Here is a 26496-nt window from a genome sequence, read left to right as displayed (position 1 = left end):
TGTGGGTGTGGGGGGGGGGGGGGGGGGGGGGGGGGGGGGCCGGGGGGGGGGGGGGGGGGGGGGGGGGGGGGCGGGGCCCCCCCCCCCCCCCCCCCCCCCCCCCGCCCCTCCTGGATCAGAGCCTGGACAGCTCGTCCACCAGGTCGTCCAGGCCGAGCGAGCCCTGCGACAGGGCCGCCATGTGCCAGGCCTTGAGATCGAACGCGTCGCCGTGGGCCTTCCGGGCGTTCTCCCGGCCCAGCAGCCAGGCACGCTCGCCCAGCTTGTAGCCGATCGCCTGGCCGGGCATCGACAGATAGCGGGTCAGCTCGCTCTCCACGAAGTCGGCGGGACGGCCGCTGTGGCTGCCGAAGAACTCCTGGGCCAGAGCCGGTGTCCACCGTTCACCCGGGTGGAACGGCGAGTCCGCGGGGATGTCCAGCTCCAGATGCATGCCGATGTCGACGATCACCCGGCAGGCACGCATCATCTGCGCGTCCAGATAGCCGAGGCGGCGCTCCGCGTCTGGCAGGAAGCCCAGTTCGTCCATGAGCCGCTCGGCGTAGAGGGCCCAGCCCTCGGCGTTGGCGCTGACCTGGCCGACCGACGCCTGGTAGCGCGAAAGGCTCTCGGCCACGTGCGTCCACTGCGCGATCTGCAGATGGTGGCCCGGCACGCCCTCGTGGTACCAGGTGGACACCAGGTCGTAGACGGGGAAGCGGGTCTCGCCCATGGTGGGGAGCCAGGTGCGGCCGGGGCGCGAGAAGTCTTCCGAGGGCCCGGTGTAGTACGGAGCGGCGGCGCCCCCCGCGGGAGCGATCCGGGACTCCACCTTGCGTACGCGCTCGGCGAGTTCGAAGTGTGTGCCGTCGAGGGCCTCGATGGCCTCGTCCATCAGGCTCTGCAGCCAGACCCGGACCTCGTCCACACCTTCGATGTGCTTGCCGTGCACATCGAGATGGGCGAGCGCCTCCCAAGGGCCCGCGCCCGGGAGGACCTTGTCCGCCTCGGTCTTCATCTCGGCCAGCAGCCGGTGGTACTCGGACCAGCCGTACGCGTACGCCTCGTCGAGATCCAGATCCGTCCCGTTGAACTGGCGCGACCAGCGGGCGTAGCGCTCCCGGCCGACGGTGTCGGGGGCGCCCTCGACGGTGGGGGCGTACACCTCCCTCATCCAGTCCCGCAGCGCGACCAGGGCCGCGGCGGCCTGCCCGGCCGCCTCGTCCAGCTCCGTGCGCAGCGATCCCGGACCCTCAACCACAAAATCCTGGAAGAATCCGGGGCCGTCCTCTCCCGCCCAGGTACCCAGCTGCCCGATGAACGTCGCGGTCGGGCGCGGGCCGCCGTACAGCTTGCGCTGCAGGCCGAGCGCGAGCGAGGCGCGATATCCTTCCAGCGCGGCCGGTACGGCACGCAGGCGGTCCACGACCGCGGCCCAGTCCTCGTCCGTCGCGGTGGGTGTCGCCGTGAACACATCACGGAGGCTGTGCGCCGGGGAGTGGATGTTGGAAACGGCCCGCAGTCCCTCCTCGGCCTCATGGATGGCGAGTTCGGCCGTCAGGCGTTCCCGCAGCAGCCGTGCGCAACGCCTTTCCTCGTCGGTTTCCGCGCCTGGCACCCGCTCTGCGGCGTCGAGCTCCACGAGGGTGGCGCGGCTGAGTTCGGCCATGGCTGCCTGACCTGCGGGCGAGAAATCGGGCAGCCGGCGGGAGCTTTCCGCGACACCGAGATAGGTACCGGTGATCGGGTCGAGTTCGATGTATGCGTCGACGTAGGCGTCGGCGACCTGGCGCGGCAGCGCGTTGCTCGATGTGTCTGACATGTGGACATCTTCGTACGCCGAAGGCCTTCACGTCACGGTGGGACCGGACTTAGGCCGGAGGAAGATCCTCATGGCGCGAAGGAGCCGGACGCGTCTCCGGGGTGCCGGCCGGATTCCGCGCGCTGTTCGTGGGCGGCATCAGTGGGCCGCACTCCCACTGCTGGAAGATCAGCCGGGTCTCCACGCGTGCCACCTCGCGGCGTGAGGTGAACTCGTCCAGCACCAGGCGCTGCAGATCCTTCGGGTCGGCCACGGCCACATGCACCAGATAGTCGTCGGGTCCGGTGAGGTGGAAGAATGCCCGGGACTCCGGCAGCGCTCTGGTCCGTTCGACGAACGGACCGATGAGCTCCCTGCGGTGCGGCCGGACCTGAACCAGCAGGAGCGCCTCCAGGCCGCGGCCGAGCCGCGCCGGATCGAGCCGCAGCCGGTGCCCGAGGATCACACCGGACCGGCGCAGCCGTGCCACACGGTCCAGACACGTGGACGGTGCCACTCCGACCTCGGCGGCCAGCTCCCGGTACGTCGTCCGCGCGTCGTTCTGCAGGAGGCGCAGAATGTGCAGATCGACCGGGTCGAGAGCGACGGATTCAGGCATACGCCGAACGTAACACGGCATGCGGGCACTCCTGGCCGGTTGCTGTTCAGGCTGGTGTCATGGACACCGAAGCCTCCTCGCTGACATCCCAGCCCCCCTTCCGGTCCAGGGCGCTCGCCACCGAAGCCGTGCACGCCGGACGCGACGATCTCGCCTCTCTCGGACTGCACGCCGCGCCGATTGACCTGTCCACCACCTATCCCTCGTACGACTCCCGGGGCGAGGCCGAGCGCATCGACGCCTTCGCCACCACCGGAGCCAGGCCCGACGGGCCGCCCGTGTACGCACGGCTGGACAACCCGACCACGGCCCGCTTCGAAACGGCGCTGGCCCGGCTGGAAGGCGCCGCGAGCGCAGTCGCCTTCGCCAGCGGAATGGCGGCGCTCACCGCCGTTCTGCTGGCCCGAGCGAGCCTGGGGCTGCGCCATGTGGTCGCGGTGCGTCCGCTCTACGGCTGCAGCGACCACCTCCTGAGTGCCGGACTGCTGGGTACAGAGGTGACCTGGACGGATCCGGCGGGCATCGCCGAAGCGATCCGCCCGGACACCGGTCTGGTGATGGTCGAGACGCCCGCCAACCCGACGCTGGCCGAGATCGACATCCGGGCCGTGGCGCACTCCTGCGGCTCCGTGCCGCTTCTCGTCGACAACACCTTCGCCACGCCCGTGCTGCAGCGGCCGCTCGAACACGGTGCCCGGATCGTGCTGCACAGCGCCACCAAATTCCTGGGCGGTCACAGCGACGTGATGGGCGGCGTCGTCGCCTGCGACGAGGAGTTCGCCGCGACCCTGCGGCAGGTGCGGTTCGCGACCGGGGGCGTGCTGCATCCGATGGCCGGCTATCTGCTGCTGCGCGGGCTGTCCACGCTGCCGGTACGGGTCCGGGCCGCGTCCGCCGCCGCGTCGGAACTGGCCCGCAGACTCGCGGCCGACCCCCGCGTCGCGCGGGTGCACTACCCGGAGGTGGGCGGCGCGATGGTGTCCTTCGAGGTGTTCGGGGATCCCCACGGCATCATCGCGGGAGTACGGCTGATCACGCCCGCCGTGAGCCTCGGCAGCGTGGACACGCTCATCCAGCATCCGGCCTCCATCAGCCACCGCATCGTGGGTGAGGGAGACCGGAGGGCAGCGGGTGTCCATGACCGGCTGCTGCGTATGTCGGTCGGCCTCGAGGACGTCGAGGACCTCTGGGCGGATCTCTGTCAGGCGCTCAGTGCTGTTCCGCCTGCTCGGCCCGGGGGAGTGGCCGCAACGTCGACGGCGCCCCCGAGCGGGTCACCGGTTCCGTCATCGGCTGGGCGGGAGCCGCGGCCAGTCGAGCGGTGACGACCAGGGTGCCCTCCTCGATCTGGTAGTCGAGAGGCAGTGAAAGCGACCTCATGGCGGCCACCATCCCCGTGTTGTGTGCCTGCGTCACCGCGTACACGCTCTCGCAGCCCGATTCGACAGCCAGGGCCACCAGCCGGCCGAGGAGCTCGGAACCGATACCGCGGCGCTGCCAGTCGTCCTCGACGAGGAGGGCGACCTCGGTCTCGTCCCCGTCCCAGAGCAGATGACCCAGCGCCACCAGCCGGCCGGAGGCCGTCTGCACGGCGAGTGTGCGGCCGAAGCGCGGGCTGAGCAGGTGGTCCAGATACCGGTCTGCGTCATGCGCCGGGCCGTGGTACCGCAGGCCGAGAGTCTGCTCGGAGCAGCGGCCGTGCATGGCGAGGGCCGCGTCGAGGTCACCGCGGTCCGCGCGGCGGACGGTGATCTCGTCGCCCTCGGGCAGGGTGAGCACGTCCTCGCTGCGTTGTACGCGCGGACCGAGCCGTGCGTCGAGCTCGACCAGGGCCCGGGCACGGGCGAACTCGGTCGGGGTGAAGGAGAGATAGGGGCGCTCGATGGTGATGACACCGCCCGAGGGGTCGCGCAGCCGCATCGCGGTGTCCTCCAGGACGCCTTCCACCGGTGCGTTCTCCCCGGTGGGGCGGCTGCTGATCGACAGTGCGGGCAGCGAGTGGATGGTGCACCGGCCCAGGAGCTGGCGCAGAGCGAGCGGGAGCTCGGCCGCGTCCAGCGCTGTGCGGGTGGCGAGCCCGAGGACCCGGGTGGGTGTGTCCACCAGGTCGTGGGCGTCCGCGCGCTCGATCCAGGTGGAGGACCCACCGGCGGCGGAGATCTCCCGGGTGAGCTGCTGGGCCGGCAGCGTCGCGGGCGCACGCAGCAGGAACTCGTCGACGGTGCCCTCGGCCAGCGGGTGGGTCTGCAGGGTGAGGATGTCGATGCGGTGACGGGCCAGGGCGATGCAGAGAGCGGCCAGGGTGCCGGGGGCGTCCCGCACGGTCGTCCGCATGCGCCACAGCACCGTATCGACAGCCTCGCCGGCGTCGGCGGAGGGGAGCTGCGGATCCGCGCCGGTGCCGGGACCGGTGTCCGGCGGCGCGTGGCTGTGCCGCCGCGCCCACCAGGTGTGGAAGGCGGCCGTGGCGACCAGCGCCACGGCCGAGGCCATGAGCAGATAGGGGCCGTCGGGCTGGTGCCCGATCAGGTTGGCGATCGCGTCGGCCACGGCCACCGCAGTGAAGAGCGCGGCCAGTTCGATCAGGTCCCGCCGCCAGTGGTGCGGACGGCGGACGCTCTTCGCGGATGTCACATCAGTCATGCCTTCACTGTGACCGACCGGTGTTGCCTGATCACGAACGCATTGTGACTGGTGGGTTACGTGTGGATCTGGTCGTCTTCAGTACGTTTTTCATGGGTCACTGCCCGGTGCGTCCCGGCTTCAGCACCTTGCTGAACAGGACAGTGCCGCCCTGCGCCCGGAGGCGCACGGTCAGCTCCCCGCTCCCGCCGTCGATGTCGACCTCTCCGAAGAACTGCGGCGACTCCATGGGCGACACGTTCGCCCGGTCCGGTGCCCGGACGAACACCCGCTCCGGGCCGAACGTGCGGTCCAGCGCGTTGGCGGGGAAGCCGCCGGCGGCCAGCGGGCCCGAGACGAACTCCCAGAACGGTGCGAAGTCCTTGAAGGCCGCGCGCTCGGGGGCGTAATGCTGAGCAGAGGTGTAATGCACATCGGCCGTCAGCCAGAGGGTGCCGGTGATACGCCGGTGCTTGATGTGACGCAGCAACTCGGCGATCTGCAACTCCCGCCCCAGAGGTGCGCCCGGGTCGCCCTGCGCGACCGCCTCGAAGTCCGTGGCTCCGTCCGGGACGACCAGCCCCAGCGGCATATCGGCGGCGATCACCTTCCACACCGCGCGTGACTGCGACAGTTCGCGCTTGAGCCAGCTCAGCTGCTCGGCGCCGAGGATGCCCGTGGTGTCGTCGGGCTGCCGTCCGGGGGAGTTGGTGTTGCGGAAAGACCGCATGTCCAGCACGAACACGTCGAGCAAAGGGCCGTGCCGCACGACACGGTGCATGCGCCGTTCGTCCGGCGGGCTCTGCAGCGTCGGTACCGGGAAGTACTCGCGGAACGCCCGCATCGAACGCGCCGCGAGCCGATCCACGTTCTTCTCGGTGTAGCGGACGTCGTCGAGGATCTGCCCCGGGTACCAGTTGTTGCGTACCTCGTGGTCGTCCCACTGGATGATGGAGGGAACCTGCGCGTTGAACGCCCGCAGGTTGTCGTCCATCAGGTTGTACCGGAAGTTCCCACGGTACTCGTCCAGGGTCTCGGCGACCTTCGACTTCTCCGGGGTCGTGATGTTGCGCCAGATCCGCCCGTCGGGCAGCGTCACGCTGGGCTCGAGCACCCCGTCCGCGTAGATGTTGTCGCCGCTGCACAGGAAGAAGTCCGGGTCCAGACGGCGCATCTCGTCATACACCCGGTAGCCGCCGATGTCGGGGTTGATTCCCCAGCCCTGCCCCGCGATGTCGCCGGACCAGAGGAACCGCACCCCGTCCCGGCGGCGGGCCGGAGCCGTGCGGAAGGTTCCGTACACCGGCTTGCCGGTCCGGCGGGGGTCGTGCGGGTCCGCGAGCGTCACCCGGTAGTGCATCTGCTCGCCGGCCGGCAGTCCGTAGAGCGGGGTTGTGCCGGTGAAGTCCGTACCGGCGCCGATCAGCGGGCCGTGCCAGGTGCGGGCGCGGCGGAAGGACTCCGTCGCGGACGTCTCCACCGACATCCTGGCGGGGCGGTCGGAACGTACCCACACCAGGGCGGACGACGCCGTCACATCACCGACCTGCACGCCCCATGACGCGCTCGGCCGGCCCGACAGAGCGAACGCGGGCGCGGTGGTGACCGCTGCGGGCACAGCGATGGCGGCCGATGCCAGGAGCGAGCCGCGCAGCACGGTGCGGCGGCCCGGGGCCGGGATGGGGGGACGGTTCGACATCGATGCGCCTCCAGGGGCGAGAGGGCTGCGGGAACAGCGCGGTCGTACAGGCTGATGACAGACTCATACCTAGTCCCCGGCAGCGGCCGGCATGCCAACCGCAGGTGAACAACCGGTCGGCCCGTGCTGCCTACGTCTCACCCGCCGGGGGCGCTCCGCGCAGCCGGGGCACTCCGCGTCGCCTCAGCCGGGAGTCGGACGCCGTGCGGGTGTCATCGTCATCGGCTTCGTGTGCTGGTACAGCGGTATGCGGCCGATCGGCTTGAGCGCGCCACACTCTTCTCCCGGCTGATCCACGAATCGGCCGCACTCACCGCACCGCTGGTCGGTACGGATACGTACGAAGCGGGTCACGGCGCGGGGATCCTGCTGGTGGGCCTTGGGGTGATGCTGGGTTCGGGCGTTCCGGGACGGGGGCGGCGCCGTCGCGTCAGCGGCTCGTGTCGAGGATCACCCGCGCCACGGCGGCAGGGTCGTCGTTCATCGGGACGTGGCCGCACGCCCGAAGCCGGACGAGTCGTGCGCCGGGGATCACGTGCTTGGCCCTGACACCCTGCCGGCGCAGGAGAAGTCGGTCCTTGCTGCCCCAGGCGATACTGACGGGGACGTCGGGTACATCAGTGAACGTGACGGTCAGGCCGGCCGCGAGGGTCTGACGGAATCCGGTGGCTTCGCGCAGGGCGACGGTCTCCGACACGACCGCACCGGGTGAACGGCGGCCCGGGTGCGCATAGATGGTGCTGGTCAGCGCGGTGCGGCCGGACGAGCTCTGCGCAAGCCGCTCGATCAGCGGCATCGGCATCGAGAGAGCCGCTCCGCGCATCGCCCGCAGCACGCCGAAGGCGTAGCGGCGCTCGCTCCGCGTCCAGAACCCGGCGGGGGACAGCGCCGTCACCGAACGCACGAGCTTCTCCCGGCCCAGCTCCAGGGCCAGCAGGCCCCCCAAGGAGTTCCCGGCGACATGCGGCCGGGCCACGCCCAGGGTGTCGAAGAACGAACCGAGCACCGGGACCATGATTGGCAGGTCATAGGCGAGCCCGTGCGGCAACGCCGGTGAGGCGCCGAATCCGGGCAGGTCCACGGCGATCACATCCCGCTCGGCCGCCAGGATGCGCAGGACCGGGTCCCACGCCTGACGGTGATGGCCGATGCCGTGCAGCAACACCAACGGCTCACCCGTACCACTCCGTTCATACGCCACGTCGACCGTACGAGCACCGGCGGGGGTGTCGACCGCGAACGAGACGGTGGTAGCCATGCTTTCTCCTCGGGACAGATGTACCGGGCTGAGGAGGCGGAACCAGACGTCTCGTCAAACATAATTACCGTCGGGTAGCTTGTAGTTCAAGGGGCGTGTGCGATTCCCGCTGGACACCCTGAGGCGTGTCGGCTGGGATGGGAGAGTGACTGCCGACACCGTGACCGAGGTCTTCGAAGAACACCGGCTCTTCCTCACCGGGGTCGCCTACCGCATGCTCGGCCGCGTCGCCGACGCCGAGGACGTGGTGCAGGAGGCGTGGCTGCGCTGGTCGTCGGCCGGGCGTGAAGACGTGCGGGAGCCGAGGGCCTTCCTCGTGCGGATCACCACACGTCTGGCCATGGACCGGCTGCGCCACCTGCGGTCGCGGCGCGAGGCGTACGTGGGGCCCTGGCTGCCCGAACCGGTGGTCACCGAATTCGGCCACGCCGTCCCGGATTCCGCGGAACGTGCGGTGCTCGCCGACTCCGTGTCCGTCGCTGTGCTCGTCGTCCTCGAGACCCTCAGCCCGCTGGAGCGTGCGGTCTTCGTCCTGCGCGAGGCCTTCGGTTTCCCGTACACGGAGATCGGCGCCGCTCTCGACCGCTCCGGCGCGGCCGTGAGGCAGCTCGCCGGCCGCGCCAAGCGCCATGTGGAGGAGCGTAAGCCGCGGTACGACGTGGATCCGGAGATGCGGCGCGACCTCACCGAGCGCTTCCTCACCGCCGCTTCGGGCGGGGACCTGGAGCAGCTGCTCGCCTTGCTGGCTCCCGATGTGCGCCTTGTCAGCGACAGCGGAGGCAAGGCGAAGGCGCCACGGCGGATCATCGAGAGCGCGGACAAGGTAGGACGCTTCCTCTTCGCGGTGGGGCAGGAGTGGCCCACCGATATGGGGGTCCGGATCCTGGAGCTCAATGGCGGTCCCGCCTTGGTGTTCAGCGCGGACGGGGTGGTGGACACGGTGTTCCAGGCCGACATCCAAGGTGGGGTCATCCGGTGCGTCTATGCCATCCGCAACCCGGACAAACTAGCCGGAGTGCCGGTGGGCTAGCGACGCGAGAGATCGGGCCCCGCCAGCGCTGTGACCCCTGTGCGCACCACGTGCCCATGCGCCCCACTTGCCCCGCGAGCTCGACCAAGGGCGTTCTCGGTCGGCCGTGGGGCTTCGTGGTGCCCGGGTACGACGGCGCGCGAACGCCCCGTGAACGCTCTGCGGCAGTGAACCGTTTCGCTGCGTTACCGCGCGAGGATTGGTCTTGACCAAGGTGGTCCGCCGTCCTAAGGTCTGAACGATAAGGCAGGAACCTTTAATAAATAACGTCGCGGAAAACATGCCGCCGGGCGGATGCGGAGGACAGGGTGGGGACCACGCAGCTGGAAGCGGTGCAGGAGCCGAAGTACCGGCACCTCAGGACCGTGCTCAGCGAGGCGCTCGATTCGGACTTCGCGGTGGGAGAGGTACTGCCCAACGAACGGGACCTCGCGGCCCGCTTCGGTGTCGCCAGGGCGACACTCCGTCAGGCACTGGAGCAGCTCGAGCTCGACGGAAGGCTGCAGCGACGCCGCGGCGTCGGCACGACGGTCGCCCCGCCCCGGCTCGGAGTGGCCGTCGCCACCGCTCAGCACGGCTGGGCGGGCGGCGAGACGGACGAGGCATGGCAGGCCGTCGAGTGCACCACGGCGACTGCCCCTGCCGCGGTCGCCGTCATGCTCGACACGCTCGCCGGAGAGCCGGTGCACGTGGTACGCCGCATCCGTGTCGCCCAGGGGCAGGCCGTCGCGGCGGAGCTCTTGTACGTCCCGACGTCGTCGGTGCCCGAACTCTCCGCGATCGAAACACCCTCAGGGCCCGCCCGGGCCCTGAGCGTCCTGAGGGAGCTGCATCGTCTCGACCTCGACGGCCAGGACCGCTCGGTCGAACTCGGGTCGGCACGCGCGGACGACGCGAAGGAACTCGACCGGCTCCCGGGCGCGCCGGTCCTGGTGGTCACCACTCGGTACTTGGCCGCCGCGGGTACAGCAGCTGTCTCCGTCGCCACATACCGGGCGGACACCTGCCGGCTCACCTTCGGGGATTCCGGGGCGCTGGAGATCCGCCACGACGAGCAGGAGCGCAAAGCCTCCTGACGTCGGGCCCGTCGGGCCCCCGAGCGGTTCCAGTCCGGAGGTTCCTGCCCCCCTGTGGCGCTGCGGCCCGATCGCCGCGGTCCAACCGGCCGGGTCCGATCGCCTCTCTTGTGCGGCCCGTCGCTCTCAGCGGCGGGCCGTCACTGTTCCCTCCACGGCGAAGAGCTGCTCCTCCACGTGGTCGAGTGCCAGCCGCAGCGCGCCGGTCGCGACGGCTGCCTCGCCGAGGAGCGAGAGGGCCACCCGAGGTGGGCGCAGGCAGTAGCGGGCGAGCTCGTCGCGGAGCGGATCGAGAACACCGTCCAGACCGGCGGCCCACCCGCCGATCACCACCAGCTCCGGATCGAGCGCCAGCACCAGGGCGGCGACGTCGTGCACCAGCCGTTGTATGAACCGCGCGACGGCGGCCTGGGCACCGGCGTCGCCGTCCCGGGCCTTCGTGAAAACGGCAGCGACGGCGTGCTCGTCCAAAGGGTCGAGCGGAGTGTCCGTAGTGGAGAGAAGGTGTTCCGGAGTCACATCGCGGCCCAGGAGATGCAGTGCACCGATCTCCCCGGCTGCACCGCCGAACCCGCGGTGCAGCCGTCCGCCGATCAGCGAACCCGCACCCGGGCTCAAGCCCGCCAGGACGAAGACGATGTCGTCGGACTCGGTCGCCGCGCCCTTCCAATGTTCCGCCACCGCTGCGGCGTTGGCGTCGTTCTCCACCAGGACCGGACACCTGAAAGAACGCCGCAGCCTCTCGCCGAGCGCGAGTCCGGTCCAGTCCGGCAGCGCCGTTCCCAGGCGCACGGTGCCGTCGGCCTCGACGATGCCAGGGCTACCGACCCCGACCGCACGCAAGCTGCTCCGAGCCACCCCGGTGCGCCGCAGCACCTCGGCGATCGCAGCTCTGACCTGGTCGATCCTGTCGTCCGCGCACGCGGTCTCGGAGACGTCACGGGAGCCTGCGCCCACGATCCGGCCGTCGAGGCCGGACAGCAGGACCGATACGCGGTGCGAGCCGATCTCGACACCCAGCAGATGCCCGGCCTCGGAACGGAACCTGAACCGCCTGGCGGGGCGGCCCTGGCGCCTGGCTCCTCTCTCGTCGGGCAGCGCCTCCACCACCAGGCCCGCCGCGAAGAGCCCTTCGACGACACCCTCGACCGTGGGACGCGATAAACCTGTGATCCGGGTCAGATCCGTGAACGTGGGCGAATCCGCCCCTCGCAGGGCGTGCAGTACCACCGCGGAATTGATCCTCCGCAACAGAGACGGGTCACCACCGGTCAGCCGGCCCACCGTGTGTCCTCCCAGGTCGTGCGCATGTCTGCCGGATCGTACTCGCTGACCCCGACCGCGGCGACCAGCAACCTCGGCGACCAGCACCTGGTGAGAGGCGCGCGGAGCAGGTCACGGCTGTGTGAGCGTCGTCCTCGGTCAATGTGGAGCCACGAAACCGGACTCGTAGGCGGCGATCACCGCCTGTGTGCGGTCCCTGGCCCCCAACTTGGCAAGCAGGGCGCTGACATGTGTCTTCACCGTCTGCACGCCGACGATGAGCTCGGCGGCGATCTCGGCGTTTGTCAGGCCCCGTGCCATCAGGCGGAGTACCGTCGCTTCGCGGTCCGTGAGCGCCGCCCGGTCCATCGCGGCGCGCGCCTTACTCGTGCCGTACTCCGCGACGAGCTGCCGGACAGCCGCGGGGAACAGCAGGGACTCGCCCTCCGCTACCAGCCGTACTGCGTGCACGATCTCGGCGGGACGGGCTCGCTTGAGCAGAAACCCGTCAGCGCCGGCCCTCAGTGCCTCGTAGACGTACTCGTCGTTCTCGAACGTTGTCACCACCAGGATCTTCGGCGGATCGGCGACGGTGCGCAGCACCGCCCGAGTCGCCTCGATGCCGTCCATCAGCGGCATGCGCACATCCATCGCCACTACGGCGGGCCGAAGCCGGCTCACCAGGGGGATCACCGCCGCACCGTCGGTGGCCTCACCCACCACCTCGATGTCGGGCTGTGATTCCAGGACCGCGCGCAGCCCCGCGCGCACCAGGGGTTCGTCGTCGACCAGAAGAACGGTAACCGGCATCCGGTCAGCGTATGCGGTCCAGCGGAAGGGTCGCGCGCACTCTCCATTCTCCTTCGTGCGGGCCGGTTCTGGCCTTGCCGCCCAGCAGGGCGGCCCGCTCCCGTATGCCTCTGAGGCCGCTGCCCCTGGTTGAGCCGCGTGGCCAGCCTTGGAGGGGGTTGGCCACCTCCAACTCCAGTTGGTCCCCCGCCACGACGATCCTCACCCGCACGGGTACGGCGCCGGCGTGACGCAGCACATTGGTGAGTGACTCCTGCAGAATCCGGTATCCCTCGCGGGACACCGGGCCGGGCACCAACTCCAGCGGGCCGGTCATTTCCACGTCGATCTTCGCCCCGGAGCCGCGGGCCGATTCCAGTAGCCGGTCGGCCTCCGCCAGGGTCGGACGCCCGCCGGCGGGAACGCCGGACTCGCGCAACACACCCAGGACTCGTTCCAGATCGTCCAGTGCGTTGCGCCCCGTCTCCTCGATGGCGGCGAGGGCGCGCGCGGTGAACTCCGGGTTCCCCGCTGTCCTTGCAGCTCCTGCCTGTACCACCGCGACCGTCAGCGCATGTCCGATCGAATCATGAAGCTCGCGCGCTATCCGGTTGCGCTCCAGCAATTGCTCGGTGCGCTGCTCCAAGGCGGTCATCCGCTCGGTCGGCGATGGTCCCAGCAGCCCGCGGGCCGCTGCCGCGGCCACTTCACCGCACAGGACGACCAGCCCGAGAAGTATAAGGATCGGCATAGGTGCGAGCAGGGCGCACCACCAGCCGGGCGCGAGACCACGGGCCAGCCATACATCGCTCGGAGGCGTTCCGAACGAACCTCGCACGAGATCGAACGTCGTCGCCGACAGCCAGACCGTCGCGAAGCACGTCATCGTCGCGAGCGCCAGCCGCAGCTCCAGCCAGGCAACGGTGCGCCAGCGGTCTGCCCAAGTCGTGGCAGACCTTGCGGAGATCGCGGCGTCGGGGTGGCCCCGCTGCTCGGGAGTGAGGAGCAGCTGTGCCTGAACCCCTTCGGCCAGACGCATTGCCGGAAGCAGCCCGACAGGTATCGCGAAGAGGAACGGCATCCACGGCGTGCTCGGGGAGATGAACAACCACACGCTGCCTACGGCGACAGGAATGAGCAGGTGCAGCCAGCGACTGTACGTGGCCGGTTTGGCCAGCATTGCGAGGAAGCGGCGCATGCTGCCATCGTGCCAGGGCAGGTCGGGGGACGACTCCCCCGGGAGAGGGAGACGGATCACCCGGGCGGGGGAGGCCGCGGACCGGGAGCGAGGGCCAGGCTGAGGTCATGACCAGCATTGACGTGCATGAGCTCACCAAGGACTACGGAACCACCCGCGCCGTGGACCACCTCACGTTCAGCGTGCGACCTGGCCGGGTGACCGGCTTCCTCGGGCCCAACGGCGCGGGCAAGTCCACCACCATGCGCCTGGCCCTCGGGCTGGACCGGGCGACCGGCGGTTCCGCCACGATCGGTGGACAGCCCTACGCATCGCTGGGCAATCCGCTGCGCCGGGTCGGCGCGCTGCTCGATGCTCAGGCGGCACATGGCTCGCGCACCGCCTGCAATCATTTGCTCGCGCTCGCCACCAGTAACGGGATAGCGCGCACCAGGGTCGCAGAGGTACTCGTGGAGGCCGGTCTCGACTCGGTCGGCGGGCGGCGGATCAAGACGTTCTCGCTCGGAATGCGGCAGCGGCTCGGTATCGCCGCGGCACTTCTCGGCGATCCGGAGGTGGTGATGCTGGACGAGCCGTCGAACGGGCTGGATCCAGAGGGAATTGTCTGGATCCGAGAGCTGATGCGGAAGCTGGCCGGTGAAGGCCGTACGGTACTGGTCTCCAGCCACCTGATGAACGAGACCTCTTCGTTCGCCGACCACCTGGTCGTCCTCGGTAAGGGGAGGCTCCTTGTCGACATGCCGATGCGGGAGTTCCTCGCTTCCCGGAGCCGGCCCGGCGTCCGGCTCCGCACGACGGAATCCACGCGACTGCGTGATGCGCTGCTCCTCAAGGGGTACGAGCCGGCACAGGGCGACAACGGACGCTGGACGGTCGACGGAGCCACAGCTGAGGAAATCGGGGCCCTGGCCGCCTTGGAAGGTATCCCTCTTCTCGAACTCATCGATGAGCAGGCCACGCTGGAAGAGGCCTACCTCGATCTCACGGCGGCCGAAACGGAATTCGCTGTCATCACATCCCCCTCCGCCGGCCAGGAGGCCTGACCAGCATGACCATGTCGACGACCGCGGTACTGCGCTCCGAGTGGATCAAGATCAAATCGCTGCGGTCCGTTTCCGGTTCCCTCATAGCGGTCTTCGCCGCCACCACCGCCGTCACCGTGCTCGCCTCCTCCACCGTCGGGCAGGCGGAAGCGGACAACCCAGGTAACGACCTACTTTTCTCCGCCTTCTACGCGCTGAACTTCGGCCAGATCGCGGCCATCAGCTTCGGCGCGACCGCTCTGTCGTCCGAGTTCCTGAACGGAGCCCTGCGGGTATCGCTCACGGCCGTTCCCAGCCGCAGCCTCTTCTACGTCGCGAAAATGGCGGTGGTCGGTGGGCTCGCCTTGATCGTAGGGCTGATCACCAGCATCGCCACATTTCTGGTGGGGCAGCTGTTCATGGGCGAGTACACGATTCGTCTTGGCGAACCAGGGTCCCTGCGCGCCGTGTTCGGTGGTGGTGTATACCTCGCTCTGATGGCTCTGCTCGCAGCAGGGCTGACGGCGGTGTTGCGCAGCGCGGTTGCCGTACTCAGCCTGCTCATCCCCTTCATCCTGATCGTTTCCTTCGTGGTCGGAGACATAGCAGGAGGCGTCGCCCAGTATCTCCCTGACCGGGCAGGTCAGATGGTGCTCCGCGGACACCAGGAGGGGAGTCTCGGACCGTGGACGGGGCTTGCCGTCACCGCGGGGTGGGCGGCCGTTGCTCTGGTCGCAGGATGGTGGACCCTGCGGAAGCGGGACGCCTGAGCGACGACGGGTTGGCTGCGCCGGGGCGAATCCCAGGTCGTCAGTCTGTAGCGCACAGGAACGGATGACGGCGGGGGGAGGTGATGGCGGAACCCTGGGCTGAGCCAGCTGCGAACATCTCCAGCTGTGAGGTGTCGGCGGCCGGTGGATCGTCGTGGTGCTCAACCAGGAGGATGACATGCCGGGCTGCGCGTTGAGGGTTCTGGTCACCGTGGTGGACCCGCCCTGAGTGAAGAGGAGTCCGCTTCTGCGGCGCCCCGGTTCGCGACAGCCCCGCAGCAGCTCCTGCCGGAGTGGGGAGACGAGGGGCCTAGCTGCAGGACCGTCTGAACGTTGTAGCGGACTACAGTCTGGGCTTTCATGTGGCCGACAACTGCGTCTCGCATCGTCTGGACGGCATGTGCCCGGATGGGCGAAGTGGTGCCCGGTAGCGGCAGTCAAGAGGCTCCGGTTGATGCCGCAGAACAGCACACGCGGACCGCCCGCGACCACGTCGGGTACGACGCGGGCGCGGGCGGCGCAGCAGCTCTTCGGGTGTCATACGGCCGAAGGTGCGCAGTCGGCAGTCAGAGGATGGAGCCGGGGGTGTACGCGGCGGCTTCCGGGTGCTGCTTGGCGATTTCCTCGATCCTCGACACCAGGGCGGTGACCTGGTCGCCCGCCGCGCCGGTGAACGAGAGCTTGTCCGCCATCAGGGCATCGAGCCCATCGCGGCCGAGCGGGATCCGTTCGTCCGCGGCCAGCTTGTCCAGCAGCTCGTTGCGTTCCGCGCCCTGCTCCCGCATGGCGAGAGCCGAGGCGACCGCGTTCTCCTTGATGGCCTCGTGCGCGACCTCGCGGCCGACTCCGGCCCGCACCGCACCCATCAGCACCTTGGTCGTGGCGAGGAAGGGAAGGTAGCGGTCCAGCTCACGCGCCACGACCGCGGGGAACGCTCCGAACTCGTCGAGCACGGTGAGGAAGGTCTCGAGCAGACCGTCGAATGCGAAGAAGGCATCCGGAAGAGCGACCCGGCGGACCACGGAGCAGGACACATCGCCCTCGTTCCACTGGTCGCCCGCCAGCTCGCCCGTCATCGACGCGTAGCCGCGCAGGATCACCATCAGGCCGTTGACGCGCTCGCAGGAGCGGGTGTTCATCTTGTGCGGCATCGCCGACGAGCCGACCTGGCCGGGCTTGAAGCCCTCGGTCACGAGCTCGTGCCCGGCCATCAGCCGGATGGTCTTGGCGACCGAAGAGGGCGCGGCGGCCAGCTGCACCAGCGCGGTCACAACGTCGTAGTCGAGGGAACGGGGGTAGACCTGGCCGACGGAGGTGAAGGCGTGCGCGAAGCCGAGGTGCCCGGCGATGCGCTGCTCCAGGTCGGCGAGCTTGCCCGCGTCGCCGCCGAGCAGGTCCAGCATGTCCTGCGCCGTGCCGACGGGCCCCTTGATGCCGCGCAACGGGTAACGGCCCAGCAGGTCCTCCAGCCGCCCGTACGCCACCAGCAGCTCGTCCGCGGCGGTGGCGAAGCGCTTGCCGAGCGTCGTCGCCTGCGCGGCGACGTTGTGCGAGCGGCCCGCGATGACCAGCTCGCCGTACTCCGCCGCGAGCTTGCCCAGACGCGCCAGGACCGCCACCGTACGGTCGCGCATCAGCTCCAGCGAGAGCCGGATCTGCAGCTGCTCGACATTCTCGGTGAGGTCCCGGGAGGTCATGCCCTTGTGGACCTGCTCATGGCCGGCGAGGGCGTTGAACTCCTCGATCCGGGCCTTCACGTCGTGCCGGGTGACCTTCTCGCGCTCAGCGATCGAGGCGAGGTCGACCTGGTCGATCACACGCTCGTAGTCGGCCGGCGCCGCGTCGGGCACCTCGATCCCGAGGTCCTTCTGAGCGCGCAGCACCGCCAGCCACAGCTGACGTTCCAGCTTCACCTTCTGCTCGGGGGACCAAAGGACGGCCAGCTCCGTAGAGGCATAGCGGCCGGCCAGGACATTGGGGATGCGAGGCTTCGCAGACACAGCAGTCACGTGTCCGGATTCTACTGGCGGTTACTGCAGGTCCGCGCCGCGGGCCGGTATGTGGCTTCCTACGAATGCTCTGCCTGGCCTCCCGCCGCAGGGCCCGGCGGCCCTCACCGCTTCGCGGCCACGAAGCCCCACTGGTCCACCGGCAGGTCGGCCGCAGGCCCCTCGGGGCGCCACAGGCTGATCGAGCCGAATCCCGGTTCGACGAGATCGAGCCCGTCCGCGAAGGAACGCACGATCTCCTTGGGGCGCGAGATGTACGGCATGGCGCCACCGCTGGCGTACTCGTCGGAAGCCGCCCGGGTCTCCTCCGTCTCGATGGTGTCGCACAGCATCAGGTAGCTTCCGGCGGGGACCGCGTCGAGATAGCCGCGCAGAATGGCGGCAGCCTCGCCCGAATCGGCGATGTGTCCCAGGGTGGAGAGCACCATCAGCGCCACCGGCTGCTGAAGATCCAAGGTCCGGGCTGCCTCCCGCAGCACGGTCCCGGTGTCCCGCAGATCCGCGTGCACGTAGTTCGTGGCACCCTCGGGGCTGCTGGTCAGAAGCGCGCGTGCATGGGCGAGCACGATCGGGTCGTGGTCCACGTAGACCACGCGCGCTGAGGGGACGACGGCCTGTGCGACCTCGTGGGTCGCGTTCGCGGTCGGCAGGCCGGTGCCGAGATCGAGGAACTGCCGAATCCCCGCCTCTCCGGCCAGATGGCGGACCGCCCGGGCCTGGAAGCGACGGGAGGCACGCGCGATATCGATGATCTGCGGATAGAGCTTCTCCATCGTCGCGCCCAACTGGCGGTCGACCTCGTAGTTGTCCTTGCCGCCCAGCCAGTAGTTCCAGACCCGTGCCGAGTGAGGCTTGCCGGTGTCGATCCCGTCCGCCTGCTCTTGGATGTCCGGTACGCCGCTCATGGGCACTCCCCGCTCCGGTGCCCAGGGTGTTCCTGCGCGCTGAGCACCTATGCTGCCCCACCAGTCACATGCGTAACAGGGAAAACTGCGCCAATGCGTCAGCCGTCCAGCCGGCGCCAGCCTGCCACCGGTCCGGGCGCTGACACGTCCTCGGGAGTGATCCAGAACGCCTTACCCAGCCCCGCGTCGAACTGCGCGCCGGCCCGGCCGTCGCCGGAGGAGCGCCCGGTCAGGCGCCGCCCGATCCAGGGCATCAGATGCTGCCGGGCGAACCGGACGTCGTCGATCCTCCGCTGCGCCCACCGTGCGGGCGCAGTGGCGGGCATCGGGGTCCGCCAGTCGCTCTCCGCGGGCAGCCCCAGCGTCTGCCATACCGCTTCCGCGACCCTGCGGTGGCCCTCGGCCGTCAGGTGCAGCCGGTCGACATCCCACATCCGCGGATCGCCCAGCGACTCCGCGCCGTACAGGTCAGCCACCAGTGCGCCATGGCGTTCGGCCAGGTCGCCGACCAGCGCGAACAGCTCTTCCATGCGCGGACGGAAGCGTTCCATAACCGGACCGTTGCGCCCGGGGCTGCGCATCAGCACCAAGGTTCTGCACGACGGCGCGAGACGCTCCACCGCCTCCTCCAGGCGACCACGGACCATGCCCATGTCGCACTTCGGCCGCAGGGTGTCGTTGAGTCCGCCGACAACGGTGATCACGTCCGGTTGCAGGGCCGCGGCGACCGGGACCTGCTCGTCCACGATCTGGCCGATGAGCTTTCCCCGTACGGCGAGATTGGCGTACCGAAATCCGGGCGTGTGGGCCGCGAGACGGGTGGCGAGGACATCGGCCCAGCCGCGGTAGGAACCGTCGGGCAGCAGATCCGACATGCCCTCGGTGAACGAGTCGCCGACCGCGACGAGACTGGTGTAGGAGGCATTCAATTCCATGGCGCTGCCGATCGTACCGCGACAGAGGGCCGCCGTCAGGGGCCGCAGGAGCGCGGGGGAGGGGCACGGTGCCCCCTCCCCGTGCCCGTCACCGGGAGCCGACGTCAGCGGACCTGGGGCCTGCCGACCAGCTCACGCAGGACGTCCTCCATCGTGATCATGCCTGCCAGCCGGCCGTCCTCGTCGAGTACGGCGGCCAGGTGCGTGCGGCTCCTCCGCAACGCGGTGAGCACGTCGTCCAGCGGCGTCGCCGCCCGCACTCGGGCAATCGGCCGCAGAGCCGTCACCGGGAACGGCACATCGCGCGGCGTGGCGTCCAGCGCGTCCTTCACGTGGAGGTACCCGATGATGCGCTGCTCGCTGTCCATCACCGGGAAACGCGAGAAGCCGGACTCGTGCGAGAGCCGCTCCAGCTCCTCCGGGGTCGTACCGACCCTGGTGTACAGCACCCGGTCGACCGGAAGGAGAACGTCCTGGACCGGGCGGCGGCCCAGCTCCAGCGCGTGGCGCAGACGGTCCGCCGAGCGGTCGTCGACGAGCCCGGAGTCCTCCGCGTCCTTGACGAGGCGTGCCAGTTCGTCGTCGGAGAAGGTCGCTGAGACCTCGTCCTTGGTCTCCACCCGCATGAGCTTGAGCAGCGCGTTCGCGAAGGCGTTGATCGCGAAGATCACCGGCTTCAGCGCCCTGGCGAGAGTCACCAGCGGCGGTCCGAGCAGCAGCGCGGTGCGGGCTGGCTCGGCCAACGCGATGTTCTTCGGCACCATCTCGCCCAGCAGCATGTGCAGATACGTCGCCACGGTCAGCGCGATGACGAACGAGATCGGGTGCACCAGTCCGTGCGGCACCCCCACCGAGTCGAAGACGGGCTCCAGCAGATGTGCGATGGCGGGCTCGGCGACGATACCCAGTACCAGCGTGCAGAGCGTGATGCCCAGCTGCGCCGCCGCGAGAAGCGCCGACACGTGCTCCAGGCCCCAGATGACGCTGCGGGCCCGCCGGTTCCCGGCTTCGGCCTCGGGCTCGATCTGACTGCGGCGTACGGAGATCAGAGCGAACTCCGCGCCGACGAAGAAGGCGTTGACGACCAGGGTCAGCAAGCCGATGAAGAGCTGGACGGCGATCATCGTTCGTCCTCCGCCGACTCGTCGCTACCGGGCAGCGGTGCGTGCAGCAGCGCACGCGCGGCACGGTGCCCCGAAGCGTCCACCACGTCGATTCGCCAGCCCGTGAGCTCGACGGTGTCGCCGACCACCGGAATGCGGCCGACCTCCGTGGCGATCAGCCCGGCCAGGGTCTCGTACGGCCCGTCCGGTACGCGCAGCCCGATGGTGCGGAGCTGGTCCATGCGGGCCGCTCCGTCGGCGGACCACAGGGTGCGTCCGTCCGCGTCCTCGCCCGCGGCCGCCAGATCGGGGGTCTCGTGAGGGTCGTGTTCGTCCCGCACCTCGCCTACGACTTCCTCCACGATGTCCTCCAGCGTCACGACTCCCGCCGTGCCGCCGTACTCGTCGATGACGACGGCCATGGCCAGCTTTCCCGAGAGCCGGTCCAGCAGGCGGTCCACCGTGAGCGTCTCCGGCACCAGCAACGGTTCGCGCAGCATGTCCGACACCCGCTTACGGGGCCGCTGGTCCGCGGGAATGGCCAGCACGTCCTTGATGTGCGCGACACCGACGACTGAGTCCAGGCTGCCCCGGTAGACGGGGAACCGGGAGAGGCCGGTCGCCCGGGTGGCGTTGGCGACGTCCTCGGCAGTCGCCTGCACATCGAGGGCGGTGACCTGGACGCGCGGGGTCATCACGTTCTCCGCGGTCAGTTCGGACAGGTTGAGCGTACGTACGAACAGCTCGGCGGTGTCCGCCTCGAGCGCGCCCTCCTTCGCGGAGTGGCGTGCCAGGGCCACCAGCTCCTGCGGGCTTCGCGCGGAGGCCAGCTCCTCGGCCGGCTCGAGGCCGAAGCGCCTCAGGATCCGGTTGGCGGTGTTGTTGAGATGGGTGATGAAAGGCCGGAACACCGCCGTGAACGCGCGCTGCGGCGCGGCGACCGCCTTGGCGACGGCCAGCGGTGAGGAGATCGCCCAGTTCTTGGGGACGAGCTCGCCGACCACCATCAGCACCACGGTGGACAGCGCTGTGCCGATCACGAGCGCCAGCGAGGAGGACACGCCGGGCGACAGCCCGGTTGCTTCCACCGGCCCCTGGATCAGCTTGGAGATGGACGGCTCGGAGAGCATGCCCACGACCAGGTTGGTGACGGTGATACCGAGCTGTGCACCGGAGAGCTGGTAGGTGAGGCTGCGTACGGCCTTGAGCGCTCCGGACGCGCCACGGTCTCCTCGTTCGACGGCCCGTTCGAGCTCGCCGCGCTCCACGGTGGTCAAAGAGAACTCGGCTGCCACGAATGCGCCGCAGGCGAGGGAGAGCATCAGCGCCACGAGGAGCAGAACCACTTCGGTCATCGGTTCACCTCCGTCCCATGATCGGGCAGGGGCAGAAGGTTCGCGCGATGTCGGCGGTATCGACTACTAGGAGGCTCGCCCATGGGCGGACGCTCACACCTTTCGAAAGAGTGTCGGACGGTCGAGGATACATAGTAAAGGATCGGCAAAGTACTCGGTCCGGAGCGTGGTTCGCGGCACCAAGCTGCAGGCAGCCGACGGCCCGGACCCAGTCACAGGGGCTTGATCAGGCGCCGCCAGTGGTTCTCGTGGCGGTAGTCAGTCGCACACCATGCGTGATGTTCCTGTTCGTCTGCCTCGAGGATTATGCATCGACCCGCCGCCCGTCCCGGGCGAGGAACCGTCGTTCGGCGGCATCCGTCAGTGCGGCGGCGATACCTTGCCGGCGATCCGGCCGTCCCGCTCCGCGGGGGAGCAGGGCTTCCGGATCCCGTGCGATCAGCCGGGTCGGGCCGTCGTGGGCATCGGTGATGCCGGTGCCTTCCGCCGCCTCGCGCCAGGAGTGCGGTACGGCGTCCGTGTCCGAGAGGGTGGTGCAGCGGACAGCAAGATCGGTCATGGTCCAAGTCGACCGGAGCGGTCGTCGATGCCGGCCGAATCCGAGGGCCACCTGATCAGTGACCATTGCGCCGTCCATGAGACGCCTGCGGGGCTCGCCGAAGGGGACGGGCCCGCAGCGGTAAGGGCGGGGGTGGCGGCCCTCCGTGGCGACGGCCGCGAGGTGAGCCCGCTTCTGCGGGCGTGCCGCCACCGGCCTCGGCGGTGGCCTCGCGGCGGGCGAGGAGGCGGGCCAGGCCGCCCAGGAGCCGGCCTCGTCTGCAACGACCCGCACTCCCGGGCTGCCGCCACGCTGCAACTGCTCCCCTGTGTACCCGCGCTCGAGCACTCCAACGCAATACTCGCCTCCGCCGCCCAGGGCTATCTCGTCGCTTCAGGCTTGAAGGTCATCACCTCTCCCGAGCAGGTGCGCGATCTGGCCCGTCCGGTGGAGGAGGGTAAGGCCGACGTCCGGTCACATCGCGGACGAGCTGCGCCGGTGGAGCCTGTGACCGGGGCAGCTCAGTTCGCCCGCGCCGAGCGGTCCAAGACGGCGGACCGACGGGCCACGCCGAGTACACAAGGGGAGCTCGGCAGCTGCAGACCCTTCTCCGGGATACGGAAGCTGCGGTACAGCCCCAGCTCGAAGCCTGCCTCCTCGATCGCCGCGACGGTGTCCCGCGCCGTGTGACAGCCCCCGAAGAGCAGTGGCCACAAGGTGCGGTCCGCTGCCCGCTGCGCCGTCGCCAGCGCCCGGCCGGGCGCCAGGGTGTGCTCGAAGAACCGCAGCTCACCGCCCGGCCTCAGCACCCGCTTGATCTCCGCCAGCGCACGCGGCAGGTCCCAGACGGTGCACAGGACCAGCGAGGCCACTGCCGCGTCGAACGCCTCGCTTTTGACCGGCAGCGCCTCGGCCGTGCCCGGAACCACATCGACCGGCACCTTCGCACGCAGCGCCGCACCTGCCGCCAGCTGCCGCAGTATGCGCTCCGGCTCGATCGCCACCACTTCGGACACGGCCCCCGGGTAGTGCGCGAAGTTGAGACCGTTACCCGCCCCGATCTCGATGACACGGCCGGAGAGACCGGTGAGAAGCTCGTCGCGATGCCCCGCCACACCCCCTTTGAGGTCGGCGGTCACGCTCATCCGGGCGTAGAAGCGGGCGAATACCGGGTGGTGCACGGCGTCCCGGGGGACAGGTGCGCTGCGCCGTCGCATGATCGGGCCTCCTCGGAGGGCGCGTGGCTATGGCCCTCCTTGAATTCTTCCCCGTACAGACCCGCTCAGCCGCTCATCCGGCAGGACGCTTTCCGCCCAGCTCCGGTGCCAGCCAACTCGCCGAGCGCGCCCGGAAGTCTGCCGGTTCCAGGGCCCCCGCCCCGGCCGGCACCGCGCCGAGCAGCGGCGCGCCCGCTGCGACCGGCAGGTCGTCGATGTTGCACCGCGACGCCAGATCCGGTTCGGCGGGCATGCTCCCCACCACCACTCCGGGGCACAGGAGGCCTCGCGTCCGCAGCGCCTCCGTCGTCAGCGCGGTGGCGTTGAGGGTCCCCAGGCCCGCGGGCGCCACCACCAGCACGGGCGCGGCGATCAGCCGTGCGGCGTCCGCGAGTGTGGCCCCCTGCTCGTCGTAGCGGACGAGCAGCCCACCCGCGCCCTCGACCAGCACCAGGTCGTGCTCGGTCGCCAGCTTCTGGGCGGCCTCGGCGATCTCGTACGGGCGTACGGGTGCGAGACCGGCGCGGCGTGCCGCTGTCCCGGGCGCCAGCGGTTCCGGGAAACGGGCCAGTTCGACCGCTGTCACATGAGGGCCGGCCAGCCGTGCGACCTCGGCGGCGTCCCCCGGTTCGCCTGGGGCGACACCCGTCTGGGCGGGCTTGAGTACCGCGACACGGAGGTCCCGGAATGCGGCCGCCACCGCTGCGGTCACGATCGTCTTGCCGATCTCGGTGCCGGTACCGGTCACCACGAGGATCGTCATCTCAGCCTTCCTTCGCCGCGGCGCACACGGCCCGGCAGATCAGTGCCACATCGTCGTCGCCGGTCACATAGGGCGGCATCGTGTACACGAGATCGCGGAACGGGCGCAGCCACACTCCCTCGCGGACCGCGGCCCGTGTCGCGGCCGCCATGTCCACCTCGTGATCGAGCTGTACGACCCCGATCGCGCCCAGCACTCGGACGTCACGTACGCCCGGGGCACCGGCGGCCTCGGCCAGCCCCTGCCGCAGCCCCGCGCCGATCCGCTCGACCTCCAGCGCCCAGTCCTGGCCCAGCAGGAGATCGACGGACGCGCAGGCCACCGCGGAGGCGAGCGGATTGCCCATGAACGTCGGCCCGTGCGCCAGCACCGGCACGTCCCCGCTCGAAATGCCCTCCGCCACCTCCGAGGTGCACAGCGTCGCCGCCAGCGTCAGATAGCCGCCGGTCAGCGCCTTGCCGACGCACATGACATCCGGCGACACCCCGGCGTGCCCCGCCGCGAACAACTGCCCGGTACGGCCGAATCCCGTCGCGATCTCGTCGAACACCAGCAGTACGCCGTTCGCGTCGCACGCCTCGCGGAGCACCCGCAGATACGCGGGGGAGTGGAAGCGCATCCCGCCGGCCCCCTGCACCACGGGCTCCACGATCACCGCCGCCAACTCGTCGGCATGGGTGGCTATCAGCTCGCGCAGATGCCTCGCATAGGCCTCGTCCGGCTCGGCGTCGAAGCCGTCCGGAGGGGCGTCCGCGAAGATCTGCCGGGGGAGGGAACCCGACCACAGCTCGTGCATCCCGCCGTCAGGGTCGCACACCGACATCGGCTGCCAGGTGTCCCCGTGGTAGCCGCCGCGCCAGGTCAGCAGCCGGTGCTTGGCGGGCTGCCCCGCCGAACGCCAGTACTGCAGGCACATCTTCACCGCGACCTCGACGGAGACCGACCCCGAATCGGCGAGGAAGACGTGCTGCAGCGGCTCCGGAGTGATCTCCACCAGCCGGGTCGCCAGCCGGACGGCGGGCTCGTGTGTGAGCCCGCCGAACATCACATGGCTCATCCGGTCCAGCTGGCCACGGGCGGCCTCATTGAGCACCGGATGGTTGTAGCCGTGTACCGCCGACCACCAGGACGACATGCCGTCCACCAACTCACGCTGACCATGCGCGGGTTCGGCCAGCCGCAGACGCACCCCGGACGCGGACTCGACGACCAGCGGCTCCTGCCGGCCCGGCATCGGGCCGTAGGGGTGCCAGACGTGGGCCCGGTCCAGGGCGCGGAGTTCTGCGGGGCGGAGCGCATCAGGCATTGGGCGCGAGGTCCGTTCCGGCGCCGCGACGGCGTACCGCTACCAGGTCCGTACGCGCCGTCAGGGCCCCGGACGACTCCGGAGCGGTCTCGGCGGTGTCGCCGCACGGAGCGCAGCCGCCCTCGTGCGAACCGCAGCCTCCGGCCGCCGGCGCGCGGTGCTCGGGGAGCGTCGTCGTGGACGCCCCCTCCACTTCGAAACCCGCGTCCGCGATCATGTCGAGGTCGGTCTGCCCGGACTGGCCCTCACTGGTCAGATAGTCACCCAGGAAGATGGAGTTGACCAGATTCAGGGCGAGTGGCTGCATCGAACGCAGATGGACCTCACGGCCGCCCGCGAGCCGCACCTCGACGTCCGGGCACACGAACCTGACCATCGCCAGGATGCGCAGGCACCGCTGCGGCGTGAGGTGCCAGTCCTTCGCGAGCGGGGTCCCCTCCATGGGGATCAGGAAGTTCACCGGCACCGAGTCGGGATCCAGCTCGCGCAGCGAGAAGACCACGTCCACCAGGTCGGCGTCGGTCTCGCCCATGCCCGCGATCAGACCGGAGCACGCCGAGAGCCCGGCGGATTGGGCCTGCTGCACGGTGTCCACCCGGTCGGCGTACGTGTGCGTGGTCGTGATGTCCCCGTACGTGTCCTCCGAGGTGTTGAGGTTGTGGTTGTACGCGTCGGCGCCCGCCGACCTCAGACGGTCGGCCTGGCCCTCCGAGAGCAGGCCGAGGCAGGCGCACACCTCGACGTCCTCGTGCTGCTCCTTGATGGCCTCGATCGTCCGGGACACCCGGTCGACGTCGCGGTCGGTCGGTCCCCGGCCGCTGGCCACCAGACACACCCGCTTGGCGCCGCCGGCCACCCCCGCCGCAGCGGCCTTCTTCGCCTCGTCCGGTTTCAGCCAGGTGTACGTGAGGATCTCGGCCTTGGAGCCGAGCCGCTGCGAGCAGTACGAGCAGTCCTCGGGGCAGAGGCCGGACTTCAGGTTCACCAGATAGTTGAGTTTGACGCGCCGGCCGAACCACTGGCGGCGCACCTTTCCGGCCGCGGCCACCACATCGAGCAGTTCCTCGTCGGAGGTCGCCAGCACGGCGAGCGCTTCGTCACGGGTCGGCAGTTCGCGCCGCAGCCCCTTTTCCACCAGCGTGTTCAGCAGGTCCATGGCCTTGATCCTGACGTACGGCACCGCCATCGGCCAAGGAGGAACCGGACAGCAGAGCCGGTCGATGCTGTGTGTATTGCCAC

General features: G+C 69.9%; 23 protein-coding genes and 2 pseudogenes. 6 read left to right on the top strand and 19 right to left on the bottom strand.

Annotation, left to right across the window (positions count from 1 at the left end; genetic code table 11):
* Window positions 1–115 precede the first annotated feature (115 nt).
* Both ACWD04_RS28450 and ACWD04_RS28445 read right to left on the bottom strand, forming a co-directional pair.
* Complete coding sequence (locus ACWD04_RS28450; protein ID WP_451136595.1) at window positions 116–1801, bottom strand: DUF885 domain-containing protein; 1686 nt, start codon at window positions 1799–1801, stop codon at window positions 116–118.
* Between the two features lie 49 nt (window positions 1802–1850).
* On the bottom strand, window positions 1851–2399 hold the full coding sequence (locus ACWD04_RS28445; RefSeq protein WP_451136594.1) for an Lrp/AsnC family transcriptional regulator: 549 nt from the start codon (window positions 2397–2399) through the stop codon (window positions 1851–1853).
* A 59-nt stretch (window positions 2400–2458) separates the two neighbouring features.
* Here ACWD04_RS28445 and ACWD04_RS28440 point away from each other — a divergent pair, with 59 nt between their 5' ends.
* Entirely contained in the window at window positions 2459–3724 is a 1266-nt protein-coding gene (locus tag ACWD04_RS28440; RefSeq protein WP_451136593.1) for a trans-sulfuration enzyme family protein, read from the top strand.
* Here the strand turns inward: ACWD04_RS28440 and ACWD04_RS28435 are convergent.
* The 3 genes from ACWD04_RS28435 to ACWD04_RS28425 all read right to left on the bottom strand — a co-directional run bounded on the left by ACWD04_RS28435 (window position 3609) and on the right by ACWD04_RS28425 (window position 7978).
* On the bottom strand, window positions 3609–5042 hold the full coding sequence (locus ACWD04_RS28435) for a GNAT family N-acetyltransferase (protein ID WP_451136592.1): 1434 nt from the start codon (window positions 5040–5042) through the stop codon (window positions 3609–3611). The genes ACWD04_RS28440 and ACWD04_RS28435 overlap by 116 nt on opposite strands.
* A 97-nt stretch (window positions 5043–5139) precedes the next feature.
* The gene (locus ACWD04_RS28430) at window positions 5140–6720 is read right to left on the bottom strand and encodes an alkaline phosphatase D family protein (RefSeq protein ID WP_451136591.1); all 1581 of its coding nucleotides are present in this window, start codon (window positions 6718–6720) and stop codon (window positions 5140–5142) included.
* 430 nt (window positions 6721–7150) lie between these two features.
* Window positions 7151–7978 carry an alpha/beta fold hydrolase gene (locus ACWD04_RS28425; protein ID WP_451136590.1) on the bottom strand — a complete coding sequence of 276 codons (828 nt, stop codon included), beginning with the start codon at window positions 7976–7978 and terminating at the stop codon, window positions 7151–7153.
* Window positions 7979–8123: 145 nt separating this feature from the next.
* On the opposite strand from ACWD04_RS28425, the gene sigJ reads away from it, so the two are divergent.
* Window positions 8124–9008 (top strand): RNA polymerase sigma factor SigJ, encoded by an 885-nt coding sequence (gene sigJ, locus ACWD04_RS28420; protein ID WP_451136589.1) that lies wholly within the window; start codon window positions 8124–8126, stop codon window positions 9006–9008.
* Between the two features lie 308 nt (window positions 9009–9316).
* Complete coding sequence (locus tag ACWD04_RS28415) at window positions 9317–10084, top strand: GntR family transcriptional regulator (protein WP_451136588.1); 768 nt, start codon at window positions 9317–9319, stop codon at window positions 10082–10084.
* Between the two features lie 126 nt (window positions 10085–10210).
* On the opposite strand, the gene ACWD04_RS28410 is transcribed toward ACWD04_RS28415, so the two are convergent.
* The 3 genes from ACWD04_RS28410 to ACWD04_RS28400 form a co-directional block, all read right to left on the bottom strand.
* Entirely contained in the window at window positions 10211–11368 is a 1158-nt protein-coding gene (locus ACWD04_RS28410) for an ROK family transcriptional regulator (RefSeq protein ID WP_451136587.1), read from the bottom strand.
* A gap of 138 nt (window positions 11369–11506) precedes the next feature.
* Window positions 11507–12157: a response regulator transcription factor gene (locus ACWD04_RS28405; RefSeq protein ID WP_451136586.1), complete on the bottom strand. Its 651-nt coding sequence runs from the start codon at window positions 12155–12157 to the stop codon at window positions 11507–11509.
* Between the two features lie 4 nt (window positions 12158–12161).
* A complete protein-coding gene (locus ACWD04_RS28400) occupies window positions 12162–13334 on the bottom strand; it encodes a sensor histidine kinase (RefSeq protein ID WP_451136585.1) in 1173 nt (390 codons plus the stop codon).
* 107 nt (window positions 13335–13441) lie between these two features.
* On the opposite strand from ACWD04_RS28400, the gene ACWD04_RS28395 reads away from it, so the two are divergent.
* Window positions 13442–14377, top strand: a complete 936-nt coding sequence (locus ACWD04_RS28395; RefSeq protein ID WP_451136584.1) for an ABC transporter ATP-binding protein — start codon at window positions 13442–13444, stop codon at window positions 14375–14377.
* 5 nt (window positions 14378–14382) lie between these two features.
* Window positions 14383–15126, top strand: a complete 744-nt coding sequence (locus ACWD04_RS28390) for an ABC transporter permease (RefSeq protein ID WP_451136583.1) — start codon at window positions 14383–14385, stop codon at window positions 15124–15126.
* A 402-nt stretch (window positions 15127–15528) separates the two neighbouring features.
* Here the strand turns inward: ACWD04_RS28390 and ACWD04_RS28385 are convergent.
* From ACWD04_RS28385 to ACWD04_RS28355, 7 genes and pseudogenes are all read right to left on the bottom strand, one after another.
* Window positions 15529–15667 (bottom strand): annotated as a pseudogene (locus ACWD04_RS28385) (mismatch-specific DNA-glycosylase); the annotation flags it as partial.
* 25 nt (window positions 15668–15692) lie between these two features.
* Window positions 15693–17135, bottom strand: a complete 1443-nt coding sequence (gene purB / locus ACWD04_RS28380) for an adenylosuccinate lyase (RefSeq protein ID WP_451136582.1) — start codon at window positions 17133–17135, stop codon at window positions 15693–15695.
* A gap of 104 nt (window positions 17136–17239) precedes the next feature.
* Entirely contained in the window at window positions 17240–18040 is an 801-nt protein-coding gene (locus tag ACWD04_RS28375; protein ID WP_451136581.1) for an SAM-dependent methyltransferase, read from the bottom strand.
* A 98-nt stretch (window positions 18041–18138) separates the two neighbouring features.
* Window positions 18139–18975, bottom strand: a complete 837-nt coding sequence (locus ACWD04_RS28370) for an SGNH/GDSL hydrolase family protein (protein WP_451136580.1) — start codon at window positions 18973–18975, stop codon at window positions 18139–18141.
* Between the two features lie 104 nt (window positions 18976–19079).
* The gene (locus tag ACWD04_RS28365; protein ID WP_451136579.1) at window positions 19080–20099 is read right to left on the bottom strand and encodes a hemolysin family protein; all 1020 of its coding nucleotides are present in this window, start codon (window positions 20097–20099) and stop codon (window positions 19080–19082) included.
* The gene (locus tag ACWD04_RS28360; protein WP_451136578.1) at window positions 20096–21433 is read right to left on the bottom strand and encodes a hemolysin family protein; all 1338 of its coding nucleotides are present in this window, start codon (window positions 21431–21433) and stop codon (window positions 20096–20098) included. Before ACWD04_RS28360 ends, ACWD04_RS28365 begins: the two co-directional genes overlap by 4 nt.
* 304 nt (window positions 21434–21737) lie before the next feature.
* Complete coding sequence (locus ACWD04_RS28355) at window positions 21738–21992, bottom strand: hypothetical protein (protein WP_451136577.1); 255 nt, start codon at window positions 21990–21992, stop codon at window positions 21738–21740.
* A gap of 255 nt (window positions 21993–22247) precedes the next feature.
* Between ACWD04_RS28355 and ACWD04_RS28350 the strand changes: the two are divergent.
* Window positions 22248–22482, top strand: a pseudogene (locus tag ACWD04_RS28350) (fic family toxin-antitoxin system, toxin component); the annotation flags it as partial.
* 10 nt (window positions 22483–22492) lie between these two features.
* On the opposite strand, the gene ACWD04_RS28345 reads toward ACWD04_RS28350, so the two are convergent.
* From ACWD04_RS28345 to bioB, 4 genes are all read right to left on the bottom strand, one after another.
* Complete coding sequence (locus tag ACWD04_RS28345) at window positions 22493–23188, bottom strand: class I SAM-dependent methyltransferase (RefSeq protein ID WP_451136576.1); 696 nt, start codon at window positions 23186–23188, stop codon at window positions 22493–22495.
* A gap of 73 nt (window positions 23189–23261) precedes the next feature.
* On the bottom strand, window positions 23262–23951 hold the full coding sequence (gene bioD, locus ACWD04_RS28340; RefSeq protein ID WP_451136575.1) for a dethiobiotin synthase: 690 nt from the start codon (window positions 23949–23951) through the stop codon (window positions 23262–23264).
* A 1-nt stretch (window position 23952) separates the two neighbouring features.
* A complete protein-coding gene (locus ACWD04_RS28335) occupies window positions 23953–25257 on the bottom strand; it encodes an adenosylmethionine--8-amino-7-oxononanoate transaminase (RefSeq protein WP_451136574.1) in 1305 nt (434 codons plus the stop codon).
* Window positions 25250–26413, bottom strand: a complete 1164-nt coding sequence (bioB, locus tag ACWD04_RS28330) for a biotin synthase BioB (protein WP_451136598.1) — start codon at window positions 26411–26413, stop codon at window positions 25250–25252. Before bioB ends, ACWD04_RS28335 begins: the two co-directional genes overlap by 8 nt.
* Window positions 26414–26496 lie beyond the last annotated feature (83 nt).

The sequence above is a fragment of the Streptomyces sp. NPDC002911 genome (genome assembly GCF_053591835.1).
This window is presented reverse-complemented; position numbering and strand designations above follow the sequence as displayed.